This window comes from Variovorax boronicumulans, from assembly GCF_030812215.1.
Lineage (GTDB): Bacteria > Pseudomonadota > Gammaproteobacteria > Burkholderiales > Burkholderiaceae_C > Variovorax > Variovorax boronicumulans_C.
Window position 1 is genome coordinate 1 of record NZ_JAUSSG010000006.1, and the last position, 18,067, is coordinate 18,067.

The following is an 18,067-nucleotide window of genomic DNA, read 5'->3' on the forward strand; positions in this document are numbered from 1 at the left end:
CGAGGTCGACAGGCTGCTGACCGTGCTGTTCGTGGTGCTCAGGCCCGTGGACAGGCTGGAGATGCCACTGGCCGCAGTGCTCAGGCCGGACGAGGCCGAAGTCGACAAGCTGCCGATGCTGCTGGTCGCCGTGCTCAGGCCGGACGAGGTCGAGGTTGACAGACTGCTGATGCTGCTGGTCGCAGTGCTCAAGCCACTCGAGGCGGAGGTCGACAGGCTGTCGATGCTGCTCGTCGCCGTGCTCAGGCCGGACGACGTGGAAGTCGACAAGCTACTGATACCCGTCGAGGCAGACGTCGACAGGCTGCTGACGCTGCTCGTTGCTGTGCTCAGACCAGAAGATGTCGAGGTCGAGAGGCTATCGATACTGCTCGTCGCCGTACTCAGGCCGGAGGACGTCGAAGTCGACAGGCTGCCGATGCTGCTGGTGGCGGTGCTCAGGCCGGATGACGTGGAAGTCGACAGGCTGCCGATGCTGCTCGTCGCCGTACTCAGACCAGAAGACGTCGAGGTCGAGAGGCTATCGATGCTGCTGGTCGCCGTGCTCAAGCCAGACGATGTCGAGGTTGACAGGCTGCTGATGCTGCTCGTGGCCGTGCTCAGACCACTCGAAGTCGAAGTCGACAAGCTGCTGATGCTGCTCGTAGCCGTGCTCAAGCCGGACGACGTCGAAGTCGACAGGCTGCCGATGCTGCTCGTCGCCGTACTCAGACCAGAAGACGTCGAGGTCGAAAGGCTGCCGATGCTGCTGGTGGCAGTGCTCAGACCACTGGAGGTCGAGGTCGAAAGGCTGTTGACTGTGCTGTTCGTGGTGCTCAGGCCGGTGGACAGGCTGGAGATGCCGCTGGCTGCCGTGCTCAGGCCAGACGATGTGGAGGTTGACAAGCTGCTGATGCTGCTCGTCGCGGTGCTAAGGCCAGACGACGTCGAGGTCGACAGGCTGCTGATGCTGCTTGTTGCTGTGCTCAGACCAGAAGACGTGGAGGTCGAAAGACTATCAATACTGCTGGTCGCCGTGCTCAAACCAGACGACGTCGAGGTCGACAAGCTGGAGATGCTGCTGGTGGCAGTGCTCAGACCGGACGACGTCGAAGTCGACAGGCTGCCGATGCTGCTGGTCGCCGTGCTCAAACCCGACGATGTCGAAGTCGACAGGCTACCGATGCTGCTGGTGGCGGTGCTCAAGCCCGACGACGTGGAGGTCGACAGGCTGCTGATACTGCTGGTCGCGGTGCTCAGACCAGACGACGTCGAAGTCGACAAGCTACCGATGCTGCTGGTCGCCGTGCTCAGGCCAGACGACGTTGAGGTCGACAGGCTGCTGATGCTGCTCGTCGCGGTGCTCAAACCAGAGGACGTGGAAGTCGACAGGCTGCTGATACTGCTCGTCGCAGTGCTCAAGCCAGACGATGTCGAGGTTGACAGGCTGCTGATGCTGCTGGTCGCAGTGCTCAGACCCGACGACGTCGAGGTCGACAGGCTGCTGATACTGCTCGTTGCTGTACTCAGACCAGAAGATGTCGAAGTCGACAAGCTGCCGATGCTGCTCGTCGCAGTGCTCAGGCCAGACGACGTCGAGGTCGACAGGCTGCTGATGCTGCTTGTTGCTGTGCTCAGACCAGAAGACGTGGAGGTCGAAAGACTATCGATACTGCTGGTCGCCGTGCTCAAACCCGACGATGTCGAAGTCGACAAGCTGCCAATGCTGCTCGTTGCTGTGCTCAGACCAGAAGATGTCGAAGTCGAAAGACTTTGGAGACTGCTCTGCGTGGTGCTGGTGACACTGTAGAGCTGGCTACCATTGGTCACGTCCGTGCTGAATTCATTCACCTGACCGGCGGCGACGTTCTGGATGCGGCGTTCGCGGCCTGAATTGCCGACGCTCACCAAGCCCGTGGGCGTTGCGCCCGCGAAGCCGCCGAAAGTGACGCCCCCGACTGTTGCGCTGCCTACGGCGGAAGTACCGGCTGTGTTGCTGGAACTCGCCACGGTGCGGGCGCCATTGCCAAGCGCGACGCTGTTGTTCACGTTTGACACCGAGTCCGCTCCGACAGCAACGGCATTGTCGCTGGAGGCTGCGGCGGACCGACCCAAGGCTACGCTGGCAACGCCGCTGGCCGCCGCCGCAAGCCCAACAGCCGTAGCTCCGACGGCGCTGGTGTTGGCGTTGGTACCCAATGCCGTACCAGCCTGCGCGGTGGAGGCAGCCCCATTGCCGATGACGACGGAGTCCACGGCCGAACCTGAACACCTTGCGATTGCCCCGAAGGTTCCGCTAACGCCGATGACCACGCAACCAGCACCAACTGCCGTCGCACTGCCGATCGAGAAGGTCTGATTGTTCCCAGTGATCGTCGGTTGCCCGAAGGCGTAGGAGGCCATCAGCGAAGGCAGCACTATTGCGCAGACCCACGCAATGGGTCGCACACGCGCGATCTTGATGCGGCTACCGCCCGTAGAGGTGGTCGAAGCCCCGTTGGTCTTCGCGAGTTCGGAAGCCGCTACCCATGCGCCGAGCGCCTGATTCCATACCGTTTGAAAAGTCTTGTTCATTGAAAATCGAAAATCAATCCAGAGGAAAAACGGCGTGCACCGCGGCTGCATCGATCGCAAATGGACAAGAGGAGTGCCGAGAGCGCATATGGAGTCAGCCGTTGCGCTGTGCAGTGCTGAACATCATCCGTAAACAGTTGGCCGCGCAATCGTTCGATGCGCGCATGGCTCTGTTTTGGGGATTTCTCGCACCGGGTGCGAGGCCAAGATCTGCTTCAACCACTCGACTCGCTGACGAGAACCACGGAGCCCGTGGCAGCGATCGAAGGGGGCGAATCTAAATTCGTAAACAGTTGGAGAAGTTCTTCAAATGTCTAGGAAACGACTTTCATATCCGTCGCCGATATGCCAACGTGAACAATTTCCGAATCAATCGCGAGTGCGGAAATGCATGCATTAGCGGGTGAATGCATGAGGGAAACATGTGCTGGCGAACACAGCTCGGCACGACGACGGAATTGATGCAAGCCGTTGTCCGTGCTCACCAGCGCGGAGCAATTTCTAGCCTCGCCATGCCAGGACGGACCGGCGGATTCGGTGGCCAGCTCCCCAACGCTCGACGGGGGCGCTCGCGACGCCCCGCCTGCATGAGGTCTTACAGCGACTGCAGCACCAGTTGAACAGTCACGCCGTACCGATGCGTCAGATTGCAGGTGTGATGGTCGACGATGTTGGTATCGGCAAGTTCGAGATTGAAGAAAGACATTTCCTGCGCATCGAACAACGGCCCGGCATGCCATGTACCGACGTGCAACATCACAGCCACATCGCCCGGGATCAGGAACGCACGGATGTCTTCCAACTGCGGTTCTGCATCGGGCTCGTCCAGGGCGATGGGCGGTGCCACGGCCATCACCCAGTCGAATCCGCCAACGGAGGCCAGCGCCTGGGTCACCGCGCGATGGCGCGTGATTCGATTGAAGCTCAGTCCTCGGCCCGGCAGGCGCATGTTGTAGAAGCGCGGCGTGCCTCTCGAAAGATCCAGCTGCGCATCCTGTGGACCGAAAGGTACACCGTCTTCGGACTTGGAGATGACGGTCCCGAAAGCGGCAAACGCTTCGGCACTCAGCGGCTGCACAGGCAGTTCCATGGTGCGATGGCCGGCAAGGGTGCTGGGGGATGGATGCGGCATGTTCATGGCGATGCAAAGCTCTTCAGAGGGGTCAATGAATGGCTCACCGAAGCGTCGGGAGACGGCAACCAGCAATCGTTTTCGATGCCGTTCGGCAGCACGAGCTCAGGCTCGTCGTAGGCGCGCAGGCCGGGCACGAGTTGGGCGGTCTGGTCCAGAAAAAGCTGCTGGGTCACGCCGCGAACCACGCGCGGCAACGTGTGCTTGTGACCGCTGATCGAGGTGCAGTGCGGCCCGTGGCTGATATGCGAGGCGCTGTTGAAGGCGAACACACGCGACACCCAAGAATCGGCGCTCGGGGCAAGCGGCTGAAACTCGAAGTGGGCACCGAGATAGGGTGCCTCTCCCGCATCCGCCGCAGCCGCCGGCGCATGACGGTCGCGCCAGCGCGAGACAAGCGGAGCCAGGGTCCGCAGTTCCGGGCGGGCCGCCAGATCCAGCGTTTGGCCGGTCGCGCAGATCAGGTGATCGAATCGCAGCGTGCCGTGCGGCGTCTCCACGTCGATCTCCTGCTCCTGCGTCATGCGCACGGTTGTCCACGGACAGGCTGCTCGCATGCGAAAACCCGGCAGCTTCAAGGCCGCATCGAAGCTGCCACGCGGTGGCGGCTGATCGGCGGCGCGGAAATGTTGCGCCACCTGCCAGCGCGTCGCGTCGGGGAGCGCATGAAAGTGCTGCATGAACCCGGCCGTTTCGATATGCCGATGCGGGTTTGCACGCGGCAGCCGGTCGCGGCGAAAGCACAGGTCGACCGATGCGGCTCCTGCGCGCAGTGCAGCCACCGCGTTGTCGAATGCCGACGCGCCGTGCCCGAGGACTCCGATGCGCCGCCCCCGAAGGCGTGCGAAGTCGATGCGATCGGCCGAATGGTTGTAGTGCGTCGATGGCAACGCATCGGAGACGACGGCAGGAACGCGCCAGGCACCCGCGCCGTCAAAGCCCGTGGCCAACACGACCGAGCGCGCCAGGTAGGTCCGCGGGCCGGCCGGCGTCTGCGTGTCGACCGCGATCCATGCACCCGCCGGACGCACGTCATGCACCTGCACCCGGTTGTGCATGGGGAGCGCCAAGGTATGGCGGTACCAACGCAGGTAGTCGGCCCACGCGGTGCGCGGAATGCGATCGATGCGCTCCCAGGCATCGACGCCATGGCGCGCCTGGTACCAGCGCTGCACGCTGAGGCTGGCCAGTCCCAGGTCCATGCCGTTGAGCGTCTTGGGCGTTCGCAATTCGGGCATGCGCGCAAAGTTGTCCCACACGCCTTCGGCCCCTTCTTCGGCCGCATCCAGCATCAGGACACCATCCACGCCATCACGGTGCAGCCGGGCGCTGATCGCCAATGCCGACTGGCCACCGCCAACGATCAGGACATTCAACAAGGCCTGCGTGGCACCGTGTGCTTCCGGCAGGGGCGGGGGCATCACCCAGGAGCGATCCGGATAAGCCAGCAGCGCCATCTCGGCGCGTGCCGTCTGGGCAAGTGCCGCGGTGTTGGCGCACGCGTTCGGTCTCATCTGAAGAGACGATGCGGACGCGTGAGCGGATGGAGAGGGGTTGGGCATGACGCTTGAACCGGGGTTGGGTTGAGAAGCCATCCTTGGTGCGGCCAACGATGGAGATGGAATAGGCCGTCGGTGAGGTCGTCAACGGAATCCTTCATCGCCGCTCCTCCCGCGCACCTTTCATCGGAGTTCGGGAACTGCTGCGAATCTTCACAGCGCAAGAGGCCGCCGAGAAGAAACCAGAAGTCCACGGGGCGTTGCCGTTAAGGCGGCGCTTCGCCAACGCTTTGCCGTACACCGCGAGGCCCCAGAATGCGTGCACTGCGCATTGCGCCGCACGCTTCCCAACCCACTTTCCCGACTGCTCCCGCATGCACTTCCACTGGAACGCGCTCGTCTACTTTCGTGAGTCCGCTCAAAAGAAATCGATGCGCAAGGCCGCCGAATCCCTGGACATCACACCCTCGGCGGTGCATCGCCAGATTCTCAAACTCGAGGAGCAGATGAAGTGCCAGCTGTTCGAGCGCAGCGCCGAAGGCGTGAGCCTCACTGCGGCCGGCGAGACCTTCTACCGGTACGTGCAGCAGACGCATCACGGGCTCGAACGCATGCTCTCGGAAATCGAGGACCTGCGCGGCATACGGCGCGGACACATCAACATCGCCTGCGAGGAAGGCCTGGGCAAGGACTTCCTGCCGCGGATCGTTGCGCCTTTCAGCCAGCAATACCCGGGCGTGAGCTTCAGCGTCAAGGTGACCGACATGCCGACCATCACCGAAGGCACGGCCAAGGGCGACTGCGACATCGGCCTGGCCTTCGACCCGACGCCTCATCCGCAGGTCCAGCGGCGCAAGCAGGTGTCGGTGTCCGTGGGGGCGGTGATGCTGCCCACGCACCGGCTCGCGAAGAACAAGACGGTGCGGCTGGCCGACCTGGTGGGCGAACCCCTGATCGTTCCCGACGCGGGCTACGCGATCCGCCAGATGCTGGACCGCAAGTTCATCAACGAGTCGTCCCGGCACCTGTCGATGCGCGTGGAGTCCAACTCGTTCGAGACCATCAACAGCCTGGTGAAGATGGGCATGGGAACGGCCCTTCGCACACGCGTGGGCATCATGGACGAGATCGAACGCGGCGAACTGGTGTTCGTTCCCCTCGCGGACCCAGGCATGCACACCGACAACGTCGCGATCTGCATCAAGCGCCGACGCCCGCTGCCGGTGGCGGCGTCCATCCTGATCGAACGCCTGGTCTCCGGGCTGGCGGTGCTGGCCGACTGACGGACGACGAGAGTTCCGGCCAGGTCATGCATGTGCGGGGCGGTGCGCGAGACCCGAGCGCGAGTTCACGCGCCTTCCCCACTCACCACTTCACGCGCATGCCCACGCTGGCGTTGATGCCGCTCTTCACGCGCGCGTTGCCGCCCGAGGCGAAGAGCTTGCCCACTTCCGCGTACAGGCTGGTCCGCTCGCCGATGGCCAGGGTGGCGCCGCCTGCAACTTCGGTGCTGGTGCCGCCGGTGCGCGTGCCGATGTCGGTCCAGCCCGCGGGGCCGATGAAGCGCGCCACGTCCGTACCGCTGGAGGTGCGGTAGACGTTCAGCCGCGCATACGGCTGCAGCACGCCGGCCCCGGTGGCGATCTGCCCCTTGACCCGCACGCCCGCGCGAACCGTCCAACCGCTGTCGGTGTCCTGCGAGACGCGGGCGCCGATGAACGTCACGTCGTCCAGGTTCACGCGCTGGTGCACCAGTTGCAGTTGCGGCTCGATCTTCCAGTCGCTGCCGAGCGCGAAGCTCTGGCCCACTTCCAGCGACAGCAGCGTGCTCTTGCCCTTGCCCGAGGCCGACGGCGAGCTGTCGAAGGGACCTGTCGTGTAGCGGTGGCGGCCGCCCTGCAGCACCGCGTCGGCGTAGAAACCGGCGTCGCTCGTGAAGCTGCCGTACAGGCCGAGGTAGTCGCTGCGCAGGTCGTTGCTGCCGACGGCGAGGTCGAACACGCCGCGTGCGAAGCCGCGCGTGCGGGCATCGCCTTCGAGCCGGCCGACATACACGCCGGCGCGCCAGTTGCGGTCGGCCCACAGGTCGGTGCCGGCCTGCAGCCCGGTCAGGCGTCCCTCGCTCCTCGGGCTCACGGTGCCTTGCTGGCTGATGTCGATGTTGGTGCTGATGACGCGGCCCCAGGCACTGCGCAGCGGAGCGCCGGTCTCGTCGCCCGCATCGTTGCGACCGAGCCGGGCATCGTCGTCGCCCGAGCGCACGCGCGAACTGCCCAGCATGGCGAGGTTGCCCTGGCGCAATTGCTCGGGGAGCGCGGCGAGCATCGGGACTTCCGTGCGGTAGGTCGGGATCTGCGTCGTGGGCACGGTGGACCGCAGGTACCAGTTCTCGCCGGCCCCGCTGGCATCGGCCGCATGCAGCCGGTATTCGTAGGCGCCGGCATCGACGTGTCCGCCCGCGAGCGAGAACGCGTCCTTGGTGCTTTGCGCGGTCGTCTTCGCGCCGTTGAGCGCGCTGACGAGTTCGATGCCGTTACCGCTGGTCAGCGCGCCGAGGCCGCCGAGGTTCGTGACCTGCACCGTCGTGCGGCCGCTGGCGCTCGCACCTGCGCCGTCGAGGACCAGCCGGTCGCTCGCGCTGCTGCTGTCGCCCAGCGCGGTGCCCAGACGCAGCGTGCCGTTGTTGCCCACATAGGCACCGGTGATGGTGAGCGTCGTCCCCGGCGCACTGCCGACCAGCGAGACCACACCGCTGTTCGCCAGCGAAGGCAGCTTCTGGCTGAAGCCCGCGAGATCGAGCGTGCCGCCCGTGCCCACGCTGTGCGCCGACGCGCCGCTGAAGGCGTTGACCGCTCCTGCCTTGAGCGTGCCGCCGTTCACCGCGGTGCTGCCCGTGTAGCTGTTCTGCCCGCTCAGCGTCAGCGTGCCAGCGCCGAGTTTTTCAAGGCTGCCTGCATAGACTCGCGTGCTGCGCGCTGCTTCGCGTGCCACGCCGGTCGCGTATTCGCTTCGGTCCGCATCGCTCGCACCGGGTGGCAGGCCTGCGGTCCAGCCGCGCGTCTGCTTCGTCGTTTCCCAGGCGGTGGCCTCGGCGGCGTCCTCGGCACGGCGTGCGCGGATCGCGACATCGGAAATGTCGTTCGACCAGGTGTCGTTCTGCCCCTGCGTGTTGACCGCGAACGGCCCGATGAACTGCCCCGGCCCGTTCATCGCGCGCCGCAGGCTCGGCGTGCCCCAGCCATTGACCACGTCGGGCACCTTCACCTGCTGGCCCGCCTCGGGGTTGGCCATCGTGCCGGTGCCGGCCGCATCGACGATCGTCGCGTTCTGGGTCGCGGTGGTCTTCAGCACGGTGAGCACCTGCTCGTTGGTCATGTAGCTGAAGCGCTCCATGATCAGCGCGAGCGCGCCCGAGGCATGCGGCGCCGCCATCGACGTGCCCGACAGCGAGGCGTAGCCACCAGCCAGCACGGTGCCGTTGATCTGGTAGCCCGGCGCCGTGATGCAGGTCCACTTCGCCACGCCGCACTTGTTGTAGCGCTGCGTGCCCGGCACGTTGACCGAGCCGTCGTCGTTGAAGGTCTGCCCGATATTGCTCAGCGCGGAGACCGCGAGCCAGTTCTTTTCGAGCTCGGGGTTGAAGTACGGCGCGGCCGCCCGCGGGCTGGGGTTGAGCCAGCCGCCGTTGCCCGCGCTGAACACCATCAGCGTGCCGGTCTTCGCGGCATCGAACGCGCCCTGGATCCAGGTGTTGTTGGCCACGTAGTAGCCATTGGCGGTGTGCAGCTGCGCGAGGGTGTTGTACTGCTCGCCGGCCGGCGGGCTGCCCCAGCTGGTGCTGATGATGCGGACGCCCTGCGCGTTCGCCGCCCGGTAGGCATCGGCGATGTGCTGGTTGTCGACCGTGATCACCGGCGAATCGCCGGGCAGCGGCCGGCCGAAGTTGGCGCCGTCGGTCTTGGCCGTGTTGGCGACGAAGAGGTCGGCATTGAAGGCCACGCCGTGCATGTTGGCGGTGGCCGCGCCGCCATCGCGGCTGGCGGCGATGGTGCCGCCGACGTGCGTGCCGTGGCGGTCGTTGTACGCGCCGTCGTAGGCACCGGGAATCGCGCCCACCAGCACGCCGTGATAGCGCGAGGCCGGGAACTCGGGGTGCGAGGCGTCGTAGCCCGAATCGACCTCGCCGATCTTGATGCCCGCGCCGCTCACGCCGGCCGCATACGCGTATTCGGTGCCCATCGCGACGAGGCCCCAGTCGCGCATGAATTCGGCGGTGCGCCAGCTGGCCGGCGCACCGATCATTCCCGGGTCTCCCGCATAGGTCTGGATGGCCCATGCCTGGTGCGTTGCCAGGCCGGCAACGGCCATGGCGAGTGCGAGTCTGTTCATCCGCTTCGAAGTCATTTCGACTTTCCTCCGTGCAGTGTGTTGTTGGAATATTCCGCGTGCGACCCGCTTCCGAAACGCGTGCAAAAAACATTTGCAAGACGCGGACCAGTAGCGAAAAAGTCTGAAGAAAAATGCGGCATCGCGCGGCCACCGAAGCCGTGCGGAAATGCATCGCGGCGCAGTCTAGAAAACAAGTCGCGCGACAAGAACCCCGCGTAAATACCGTGGCGCTAATGCAGCTTTGTTGCATCTGCAGGCTTTCGTCGTACACATCCGCGAGGCTGCGGATAATGGCGAACCTTCGTCATCGCCGTTATCTGCGTAGCAGGATGCAACCATGAACCTGTCCACCTATCTGTTGTTTCTTCCGGCCTGCTTTGCCATCAACATGGCCTTCGGCCCCAACAACCTGCTGTCGGTCACGAACGGTGCGCGGCACGGCGTGTCGCCCGCGGTGATCGCTGCCAGCGGGCGCCTGTTGGCCTTCGCGCTCATGATTGCCGTCGCGGGGCTGGGCATGGGCGCGGTGCTGGTGGCGTCGGAGTTGGCCTTCGATGTCATCAAGTACATCGGCGCGGCGTACCTGGTGTGGATCGGCATTCGCCTGTTGCGCGCACCGGCGCCCACGGCCGACGTCCAGGCGCGCGACGCCGCCGCACCGCCTTCGCTGCGCGCACTGGCGCGGCAGGAGTTCACCGTGGCGGCCGGCAACCCGAAGGCCATCCTGGTGTTCACCGCGTTCTTTCCGCAGTTCGTGGTGCCCGGCGCGTACGCCTCCAGCTACGTGCTGCTCGGCGCGACCTTCCTGGTGTTCGAGCTGGTCGCGATCGCGCTCTACGCGCTGCTGGGTGCGCGCATGCGCCGGCTCGCGAACGGCAGCCGCGCGATGCGCTGGTTCAATAAGGTGAGCGGCAGCATGATGGTCGGCTTCGGGTTGATCCTCGCCTTCACGCGGCGGCCGGCTGCCTGAAGCTTCTCAGGCCTTCAGGTATTCGGCCTTGGTGCCGAGCCAGCGATCGATATGGCGTTGCGCCAATTCGGCGTGCTTCTGGAGCATCACCGGCGCCAGCTCGCGGGCCCAGTCGAGCAGCAGCGTGTCGGTCGTCAGGTCGGCGAAGCGCAACAGCGGCGCGCCGGACTGGCGCGCGCCCAGGAACTCGCCCGGGCCGCGGATCTCCAGGTCGCGCCGCGCGATCTCGAAGCCGTCGCCCGTCTCGGCCATCGCCTTGAGCCGCGCGCGCGCCGCCTCGCCCACGCGGCCGCTGTCGCCCGGCGCGTAGAGCAGCACGCAGGCCGAGGCCGCCGCGCCGCGCCCCACGCGGCCGCGCAGCTGGTGCAGCTGCGAGAGCCCGAAGCGCTCCGCATGCTCGATCACCATCAGCGAGGCATTGGGCACGTCGACACCTACTTCGATCACCGTCGTGCTCACCAGCACCTGGATTTCGTTGGCAGTGAAGGCGGCCATCACCGCCTGCTTCTCGGCCGTCGGCATGCGCGAATGCAGCAGGCCGACATGGATGGCCTCGCCGAGCGTTTCGGCAAGTTCGTCGCGCGTCTCGGTGGCATTGCGCAGGTCCACCGCTTCGCTCTCCTCGATCAGCGGGCATACCCAATAGACCTGCCGGCCCTGCGAAATCTGCGCCTGGATGCGGTCGATGACTTCGTCGCGCCGGTGGTCGGCCACCAGCTTGGTGACGATGGGCGTGCGGCCCGGCGGCAGCTCGTCGAGCGTGGAAACGTCCAGGTCGGCGTAGTAGCTCATTGCGAGCGTGCGCGGGATGGGCGTGGCGCTCATCATCAGCAGGTGCGGCTCGAGGTGGCCCACGGCCTTGCCACGCAATGCGAGGCGTTGCGCGACGCCGAAGCGGTGCTGCTCGTCGATGATCGCGAGCGCGAGGTTCTTGAAGCGCACCTTCTCCGAGATGACCGCGTGCGTGCCGATGACCAGCGCGGCCTCGCCGCTCTCGACCGCGGCCGACATCGCATCGCGCTCTTTCTTCTTCTGGCTGCCCGTGAGCCAGGCCACGCGCAGGCCGCGCTCGGCCAGCAGCGGATCGAGCCAGCCCACGAGCTTGCCGAAATGCTGCGCCGCGAGGATTTCGGTCGGCGCCATCAGCGCGCACTGGAAGCCCGCATCGATGGCACGCGCCGCCGCAAGCGCCGCCACCACGGTCTTGCCCGAGCCGACGTCGCCCTGCAGCAACCGGTGCATCGGGATCTCGCGGCCAAGGTCGCGTGTGATTTCTTCGCCGACGCGCTGCTGCGCACCGGTAAGGCCGAAGGGCAGCACGGCGAGCAACTGCGCATGCAGTGAAGTCGCCACCGGCTCCGGCGATGAAGGCAGCACCGGGGCGCGTTGAGCCGCGCGCTCCATGCGGGCCTGCAACTGCGAAAGCTGCTGCGCGAGGAGTTCCTCGGCCTTGATGCGCTGCCAGGCCGGGTGGCTGTGGTCTTCGAGCGTTGCCATCGCCACATCGGGCGTGGGGTAGTGCAGGAAGGTGAGCGAACTGCGCAGGTCCCAGGCACCGCGCAGGCCGATCTGCACGGGAATCGTCTCGTCGAGCACCGCACGCGCGAGACCCGAGCGCACCTCGCGCCGCAGCACCGGCTGCGCGAGGCCGGCGACGGTCGAATAGACCGGCGTGAGCGCCTCCGGCAGCGAAGTGCCCGCGGCCTTGACCGTGGGATGCATGATCTGCCGCCCCACGAAGCCGCCGCGCATCTCGCCCCGCACACGCACCCGCGCGCCGACCGCAAGCTGCTTTTGCTGCGAGGGATAGAAGTTGAAGAAACGCAGCTGGCAGGTGTCGCTGCCGTCGTCGATGGTGGCGATCAGCTGCCGGCGCGGGCGGTACACCACCTCGCACTCGGTGACCACGCCCTCGACCTGCGCCATGTCGCCGTCGCGCGTGTCGGCGAGCTTCACGATGCGGGTCTCGTCCTCGTAGCGCATCGGGAGGTAGAGGGCGAAATCGATGTCGCGCACGAGGCCGAGCTTGCGCAGGGCGCGCTGCACGAGGCTCAGGCCCGATCCCGGCGCGGCGGGTGCGGCAGCAGGCGCCCCAACGGGCTTTTCAGGGGGCAAGGACTTCGCGGAAGCGGGCATGGGACAATTCTGCCCGGCTCCCGTCTCTTTTTTCTTCTTTCCCATGCCTCCTTGGCACGGGCCCGTCCGGCCCTCAAGCACCATGCGCGCCTTCACGCTTTCCGATTTCGATTTCGACCTGCCACCCGACCTGGTGGCGCAACACCCGGCCTCCGAACGCACATCCTCCCGTCTCCTCGACGGCACGGGCGATGCACCAGCCGACCGCATCTTCAAGGACCTGCCTTCGCTGCTGCGCGCAGGCGACCTGCTGGTCTTCAACGACACGCGCGTGGTCAAGGCGCGCCTCTTCGGCGAGAAGCCGACGGGCGGCAAGCTCGAGCTGTTGGTCGAGCGGGTGCTGCAGGGCCAGGAGATCGTCGCGCACATGAAGGTGAGCAAGAAGCCGCCCGTGGGCACCACGCTCGAGATGGTCGGCGGCTTTCGCGCCACGCTGCTGGGCCGCTGGCCCGAGGAAGACGGCGCGCTGTTCCGCTTCGCCTTCGAGAGCGACACGGGCGAGAACCCCTACATGCTGATGGAGCGCTGCGGCCACGTGCCGCTGCCGCCCTACATCACGCACGCCGATTCGGCCGACGACGAGAGCCGCTACCAGACCGTGTTCGCACGCGTGCCCGGCGCGGTGGCCGCACCCACGGCCGCGCTGCATTTCGACGAGGGCCTGCTGGCCGCGCTGGAAGCCCGCGGCGTGCAGCGCGCCAACGTCACGCTGCACGTGGGCGCCGGCACCTTCCAGCCGGTGAAGACCGAGAACATCGCCGAGCACACGATGCACGCCGAGCGCTACGAAGTGCCCGAGGCCACGCAGCGCGCGATCGCCGAATGCAAGGCGCGCGGCGGCCGTGTCGTCGCAGTCGGCACGACCACCGTGCGCACGCTCGAATCGTGGGCCCAAAGCGGCGAGGCCACGGGCGACACGCGCATCTTCATCACACCGGGCTTCGCGTTCGCGCACGTCGATGTGCTGGTCACCAACTTCCATTTGCCCAAGAGCACGCTGATGATGCTGGTCTCGGCCTTCGCGGGCTACGAGCGGGTGATGGCGCTGTACGCCCACGCCATCGCGAACCGCTACCGCTTCTTCAGCTATGGCGACGCCATGCTGCTGGCACGACAACAAGATTGAAGGCGACCCCCATGCTGAACTTCGAACTCCTCAAGACCGACCCCGACAGCCACGCGCGCCGCGCCACGCTCACGCTCAACCACGGCAAGGTGCAGACGCCGATCTTCATGCCCGTGGGCACCTACGGCACCGTCAAGGGCGTGATGCCGCGCAGCCTCGAAGAGATGGGCGCGCAGATCATCCTGGGCAACACCTTCCACCTGTGGATGCGCCCGGGCCTGGACGTGATGCAGAGCTTCGGCGGGCTGCACCAGTTCGAGAAGTGGGACAAGCCCATCCTCACCGACTCGGGCGGCTTCCAGGTGTGGTCGCTGGGCGCGATGCGCAAGATCAGCGAGGAGGGCGTGAAGTTCGCCTCGCCGGTCAACGGCGACAAGCTGTTCCTCACACCCGAGGTCTCGATGCAGATCCAGACCATCCTGAACAGCGACATCGTGATGCAGTTCGACGAGTGCACGCCCTACGACACCAAGGGCCACATCACGACCGAGGCCGAGGCGCGCATCTCGATGGAGCTGAGCCTGCGCTGGGCCAAGCGCTGCCAGAGCGAATTCGCGCGGCTGGAGAACCCGAACGCCCTCTTCGGCATCGTGCAGGGCGGCATGTTCGAGAACCTGCGCGAGGAATCGCTCGCGGCGCTGGTCGACATGGACTTCCCCGGCTACGCCATCGGCGGCGTGAGCGTGGGCGAGCCCAAGGAAGAGATGCTGCACATCATGGGCCACACGCCGCACCGGCTGCCGGCCAACAAGCCGCGCTACCTGATGGGCGTGGGCACGCCCGAAGACCTGGTGCAGGGCGTGGCCGACGGCGTGGACATGTTCGACTGCGTGATGCCCACGCGCAATGCGCGCAACGGCACGATGTTCACGCGCTTCGGCGACCTGAAGATGCGCAACGCCCGCCACAAGAGCGACCCGCAGCCGATCGACCCGAGCTGCACCTGCCATGCCTGCGCCGGTACGTCGGGCGTGTCGTGGAACGATGGTGGACGCGAAGGCTTCAGCCGCGCCTATCTGCACCACCTGGACCGCTGCGGCGAAATGCTCGGGCCGATGCTGTGCACCATCCACAACCTGCACTACTACCTGAACCTGATGACCGAGATTCGTGCGGCGCTCGACGCAGGCACGTTCACGGAATTCCGCGCACGGTTCAAGTCGGAGCGCGCGCGCGGCGTCTAGGCTCTGCCGGCCTATTTGGCGGCGCCCGGCGGCTTGATCGCAAGGGGCGTGCTGTAAGGCTCGATGCGCAGCAGCTCGTTCCTGAACACGACGATCTGACGCAGCGGCGCCTGCACCAGCGCGCCGCCCTCGCCGTGCTGCGAGGCGTATTGCCAGAGCGTGAGCTGGCCCTTGTCGGCCAACATCGCGGCCAGGCGCTGCACCGGCGGTGCCGTGCCGGCGCCCAACTGGGCCGCCTCGATGCCCACGACGACCTCGTCGCGCGGCGAGACCACCTTGAACAGCAGCACCGGCGCCGCCGCCTGGGCGCGCACCTGCCGCGCCACGATAAAGGCCGGCAAAAGCGCGAAGCTGACGAGGGCGCGGCGATGGAAGGAGTTCATGTCGGCAAGCCTATCCACCCGGAGCCCGCCTGCCCACATGCCGGAAGCCATACGCCGGGTGGAAGCCCGCGTTTCCCCCATGGCGGCCGCATCCGGTACGCTCGTGGCCTGTTTCCATCTTCATCGCCGTCGTCTTCATTCCCATGACCACAGCCACCCCAACCTCCCCCTACACCGCCCGCTATCCGTCGCTGGCCGGGCGCACCGTCTTCATCTCGGGCGGCGCCAGCGGCATCGGCGAATCGCTGGTGCGAGCCTTCCACGCACAGGGCGCGAAGGTCGGTTTCTGCGACCTCGACACGGCCGCCGGCACGGCGCTCGCCGCCGAACTGCAAGGCGAGACGCCCGCGCTGTTCAGCGCCTGCGACGTGACCGATACGGCGGCCCTCGCCGCCACCATCGCCGGCGTGCGCGCCCGCTTCGGCCCCATCGGCGTGCTGCTGAACAACGCGGCCAACGACCGGCGCCACGAGATGGCCGACGTGACCAGCGAGGACTTCGACCGCCTCGTGGCCGTCAACATCAAGCACCAGTTCTTTGCCGCACAGGCCGTGGCCGACGACATGCGCGCGCTGGGCGGCGGCTCGATCATCAACTTCGGCTCGATCAGCTGGCTCATGAAGGGCCGCGGCTACCCGGTCTACCAGGCCTGCAAGGCAGGCGTGATCGGCCTCACGCGCTCGCTGGCGCGAGACCTCGGCAAGCAGAACATCCGCGTCAACACGATCATGCCGGGCTGGGTGATGACCGAGCGGCAGATCAAGCTGTGGGTGAAGCCCGAATCCGCCGCGGAGATCGACGCGGCGCAGTGCCTGCCGGGGCGCGTGATGTCGGAGGACATCGCGGCAATGGCGCTGTTCCTGGCGGCCGACGATTCGCGCATGTGCACCGCGCAGGACTATGTGGTGGATGCGGGCTGGACCTGAAGCCTTCGCCTCCCTTTCTCCTCTTCTTCGAGGCAGGAAACAAGAAAGAGGCAGGAAGCAAAAAAGCCCGGCATGGCCGGGCTTTTTCGTTGGCGTGGTCCGGGGACCGGATCAGTCGCGCAGTTCGGCTGGCAGCGTGCCGCCGTTGGCTGCGATGCGGGTCATCACCTGCTTGTGCAGGCCGATGTTCCATTCGGCCGAACCCGGCTCGCCGTTGCTGTAGAGAATTTCGTTGGCCAGTTCCTTGCGCGCGGCGAGGCTGCTGTCCAGACCCAGCAACTTGAGCAGGTCGACGATCGAGGTGCGCCAGTTCAGGCCGGCGGCACCTGGCATCGCGTCCAGGATGGCTGGCACATCGCCCAGCGGGATCGAGGGCGGCGGTGCCGCAACGGCCGGTGCGCCCGGTGCAGCCGCCGGCGGTGCGGCGACGACTTCAGCGGCGTTGGCCGACGGAAAAATCTTGGAAAAAATCTTGCCGAAAAAGCTCATGGAAGGAGGTCCTCGTCGTGTGTGGTGGAGGCCGGGCGACGCATGAAAGTGAACGCCGGCTGCGTGCGAAATGCAGCGCAGGCCAAGGTTCTAACACTTTGCGGCGACAGCTTCGCCAAAGATGGTCACGCAGCGTGCGGAATACACGCTTGCGGTAGAGAAAGATGCAGCGCCTCCGCGCGCCCTCAGGCCGGCGCGGTGGCGCCACCGGCCCCCGCATGCGCAGAGGTCCCGCAGGCGTGGCAGAACTTCGAAAACGCGCTCTTGCGCGCCTCGCACACGCCGCAGTGATCGAAGAGGCCGATGCCGCAGTGCGGGCAGAAGTCGATCTCGCCGTTCTTCAGGTCCACTGGCCGCTCGCAGCCGGGGCACACACCCTTGCCGAGCCGCGCGAGGGCGACGTCGTAGCTCAGCTCCTCGCGGCGCACCTGGTCGGGCTGCTGCTCCGCGAGCTTCTGGCGCGCAAGGTAGGCGTTGAGCGCAACGATGGCGTAGCGCCCCACGAGCACGGTGAGCACGATGCCCACCACGTAGCGCACATAGCCGCCGTAGCTCGGCAGATAGGGCACCAACTCCACGAAGAACGCGAACAGCGCGAAGAAGATGAAGCCCCAGACGAAGGGCCAGTAGGTGCTCTTGCGCTTCTTCGCGAACAGCCAGCCCGCCACGACCAGCAGCGGCAGCGTGAGCGCCAGGCGATAGGCGAACACGCGCAGCTCGATGCGACGGTACTCGGCATCGAGCTTCACCTGCGCATCGCGCTCCAGTTCCGCGAGCGTCGTGCGGGCGCGCTGCTCGGTCTGGCGCGCGTCGAGCATGATTTTTTGCTGCGCGTTGACCTGGCGCTGGACGACGTCTTCCTTCTGTTTGAACGCATCCAGCGCCTTGGTGCGCGCGATGAGTTCGGTGTCCTGGTCGGGCTGCGCGGTGGCGCGGCGGGTGGCGATCCAGTTGCCGAAGGTCTCGCGCGCATTGGCGCTGGCCTGCTGTGCGGCGTTGAGCTGCAGGCGGATCTGGTCGAGGTCGCGCGCCGCCTGCAGCTCGATGGCCTCCGAGGCCTTGATGGTTTCGCGCAGCGGCTCGGCCGCGCGCAGGTCGATGAAGTCGTCGATGCCGCGCACGCGCTCGACCTGCGGCAGGTCGCCGACAACCGTGCTGCCCAGGCCGATCAGGAAGCTCGCGAACACCAGTGCCACGAGCCAGAGGCCGCGGCGGAACCATTTTTCGGACAGGCGCAATGACTTGCTCATTTCGTTTCCTCTTCCAGGAGTTTTCTTTTC

General features: G+C 66.2%; 13 protein-coding genes. 5 read left to right on the forward strand and 8 right to left on the reverse strand.

Annotated features, from left to right (window positions below):
* From J2W23_RS16645 to J2W23_RS16655, 3 genes are all read right to left on the reverse strand, one after another.
* On the reverse strand, positions 1–2,604 hold a 2,604-nt coding region (locus J2W23_RS16645), incomplete at its 3' end, for an ESPR domain-containing protein (RefSeq protein WP_307649792.1).
* Between the two features lie 544 nt (positions 2,605–3,148).
* Positions 3,149–3,643, reverse strand: coding sequence for an ureidoglycolate lyase (locus tag J2W23_RS16650; protein ID WP_307649510.1), 495 nt, complete (start codon positions 3,641–3,643; stop codon positions 3,149–3,151).
* Positions 3,644–3,687: 44 nt separating this feature from the next.
* A complete protein-coding gene (locus J2W23_RS16655) occupies positions 3,688–5,199 on the reverse strand; it encodes a SidA/IucD/PvdA family monooxygenase (protein ID WP_307649511.1) in 1,512 nt (503 codons plus the stop codon).
* Between the two features lie 359 nt (positions 5,200–5,558).
* Here J2W23_RS16655 and J2W23_RS16660 point away from each other — a divergent pair, with 359 nt between their 5' ends.
* Positions 5,559–6,467 (forward strand): LysR family transcriptional regulator, encoded by a 909-nt coding sequence (locus tag J2W23_RS16660; RefSeq protein ID WP_176661344.1) that lies wholly within the window; start codon positions 5,559–5,561, stop codon positions 6,465–6,467.
* A gap of 82 nt (positions 6,468–6,549) precedes the next feature.
* Here the strand turns inward: J2W23_RS16660 and J2W23_RS16665 are convergent, their stop codons facing one another.
* A complete protein-coding gene (locus J2W23_RS16665) occupies positions 6,550–9,573 on the reverse strand; it encodes an autotransporter outer membrane beta-barrel domain-containing protein (RefSeq protein ID WP_307649512.1) in 3,024 nt (1,007 codons plus the stop codon).
* A 337-nt stretch (positions 9,574–9,910) separates the two neighbouring features.
* Here J2W23_RS16665 and J2W23_RS16670 point away from each other — a divergent pair, with 337 nt between their 5' ends.
* Complete coding sequence (locus J2W23_RS16670) at positions 9,911–10,543, forward strand: LysE family translocator (RefSeq protein WP_176661342.1); 633 nt, start codon at positions 9,911–9,913, stop codon at positions 10,541–10,543.
* A gap of 6 nt (positions 10,544–10,549) precedes the next feature.
* Here the strand turns inward: J2W23_RS16670 and recG are convergent, their stop codons facing one another.
* Positions 10,550–12,679, reverse strand: a complete 2,130-nt coding sequence (gene recG / locus J2W23_RS16675; protein WP_307649513.1) for an ATP-dependent DNA helicase RecG — start codon at positions 12,677–12,679, stop codon at positions 10,550–10,552.
* A gap of 82 nt (positions 12,680–12,761) precedes the next feature.
* Here recG and queA point away from each other — a divergent pair, with 82 nt between their 5' ends.
* A complete protein-coding gene (queA, locus tag J2W23_RS16680) occupies positions 12,762–13,805 on the forward strand; it encodes a tRNA preQ1(34) S-adenosylmethionine ribosyltransferase-isomerase QueA (RefSeq protein ID WP_307649514.1) in 1,044 nt (347 codons plus the stop codon).
* An 11-nt stretch (positions 13,806–13,816) separates the two neighbouring features.
* Entirely contained in the window at positions 13,817–14,989 is a 1,173-nt protein-coding gene (gene tgt, locus J2W23_RS16685) for a tRNA guanosine(34) transglycosylase Tgt (RefSeq protein ID WP_307649515.1), read from the forward strand.
* An 11-nt stretch (positions 14,990–15,000) separates the two neighbouring features.
* Here the strand turns inward: tgt and J2W23_RS16690 are convergent, their stop codons facing one another.
* Positions 15,001–15,372, reverse strand: coding sequence for a hypothetical protein (locus J2W23_RS16690; protein WP_307649516.1), 372 nt, complete (start codon positions 15,370–15,372; stop codon positions 15,001–15,003).
* A gap of 143 nt (positions 15,373–15,515) precedes the next feature.
* On the opposite strand from J2W23_RS16690, the gene J2W23_RS16695 reads away from it, so the two are divergent.
* Positions 15,516–16,298 (forward strand): SDR family NAD(P)-dependent oxidoreductase, encoded by a 783-nt coding sequence (locus tag J2W23_RS16695; RefSeq protein ID WP_307649517.1) that lies wholly within the window; start codon positions 15,516–15,518, stop codon positions 16,296–16,298.
* A 111-nt stretch (positions 16,299–16,409) separates the two neighbouring features.
* On the opposite strand, the gene J2W23_RS16700 is transcribed toward J2W23_RS16695, so the two are convergent.
* The gene (locus tag J2W23_RS16700) at positions 16,410–16,787 is read right to left on the reverse strand and encodes a DUF3597 domain-containing protein (protein WP_307649518.1); all 378 of its coding nucleotides are present in this window, start codon (positions 16,785–16,787) and stop codon (positions 16,410–16,412) included.
* A 185-nt stretch (positions 16,788–16,972) separates the two neighbouring features.
* A complete protein-coding gene (locus tag J2W23_RS16705) occupies positions 16,973–18,037 on the reverse strand; it encodes a zinc ribbon domain-containing protein (protein ID WP_307649519.1) in 1,065 nt (354 codons plus the stop codon).
* Positions 18,038–18,067: the final 30 nt, after the last annotated feature.

Bases quoted from the DNA above. Each gene is read 5' to 3' on its own strand.
- J2W23_RS16695 (WP_307649517.1), top strand. From the start codon at position 15,516: ATGACCACAGCCACCCCAACCTCCCCCTACACCGCCCGCTATCCGTCG.
- J2W23_RS16660 (WP_176661344.1), top strand. From the start codon at position 5,559: ATGCACTTCCACTGGAACGCGCTCGTCTACTTTCGTGAGTCCGCTCAA.
- J2W23_RS16655 (WP_307649511.1), bottom strand. From the start codon at position 5,199: ATGAGACCGAACGCGTGCGCCAACACCGCGGCACTTGCCCAGACGGCA.
- queA (WP_307649514.1), top strand. From the start codon at position 12,762: ATGCGCGCCTTCACGCTTTCCGATTTCGATTTCGACCTGCCACCCGAC.
- J2W23_RS16650 (WP_307649510.1), bottom strand. From the start codon at position 3,643: ATGGAACTGCCTGTGCAGCCGCTGAGTGCCGAAGCGTTTGCCGCTTTC.
- tgt (WP_307649515.1), top strand. From the start codon at position 13,817: ATGCTGAACTTCGAACTCCTCAAGACCGACCCCGACAGCCACGCGCGC.
- J2W23_RS16700 (WP_307649518.1), bottom strand. From the start codon at position 16,787: ATGAGCTTTTTCGGCAAGATTTTTTCCAAGATTTTTCCGTCGGCCAAC.
- recG (WP_307649513.1), bottom strand. From the start codon at position 12,679: ATGCCCGCTTCCGCGAAGTCCTTGCCCCCTGAAAAGCCCGTTGGGGCG.
- J2W23_RS16705 (WP_307649519.1), bottom strand. From the start codon at position 18,037: ATGAGCAAGTCATTGCGCCTGTCCGAAAAATGGTTCCGCCGCGGCCTC.
- J2W23_RS16670 (WP_176661342.1), top strand. From the start codon at position 9,911: ATGAACCTGTCCACCTATCTGTTGTTTCTTCCGGCCTGCTTTGCCATC.
- J2W23_RS16690 (WP_307649516.1), bottom strand. From the start codon at position 15,372: ATGAACTCCTTCCATCGCCGCGCCCTCGTCAGCTTCGCGCTTTTGCCG.
- J2W23_RS16665 (WP_307649512.1), bottom strand. From the start codon at position 9,573: ATGAACAGACTCGCACTCGCCATGGCCGTTGCCGGCCTGGCAACGCAC.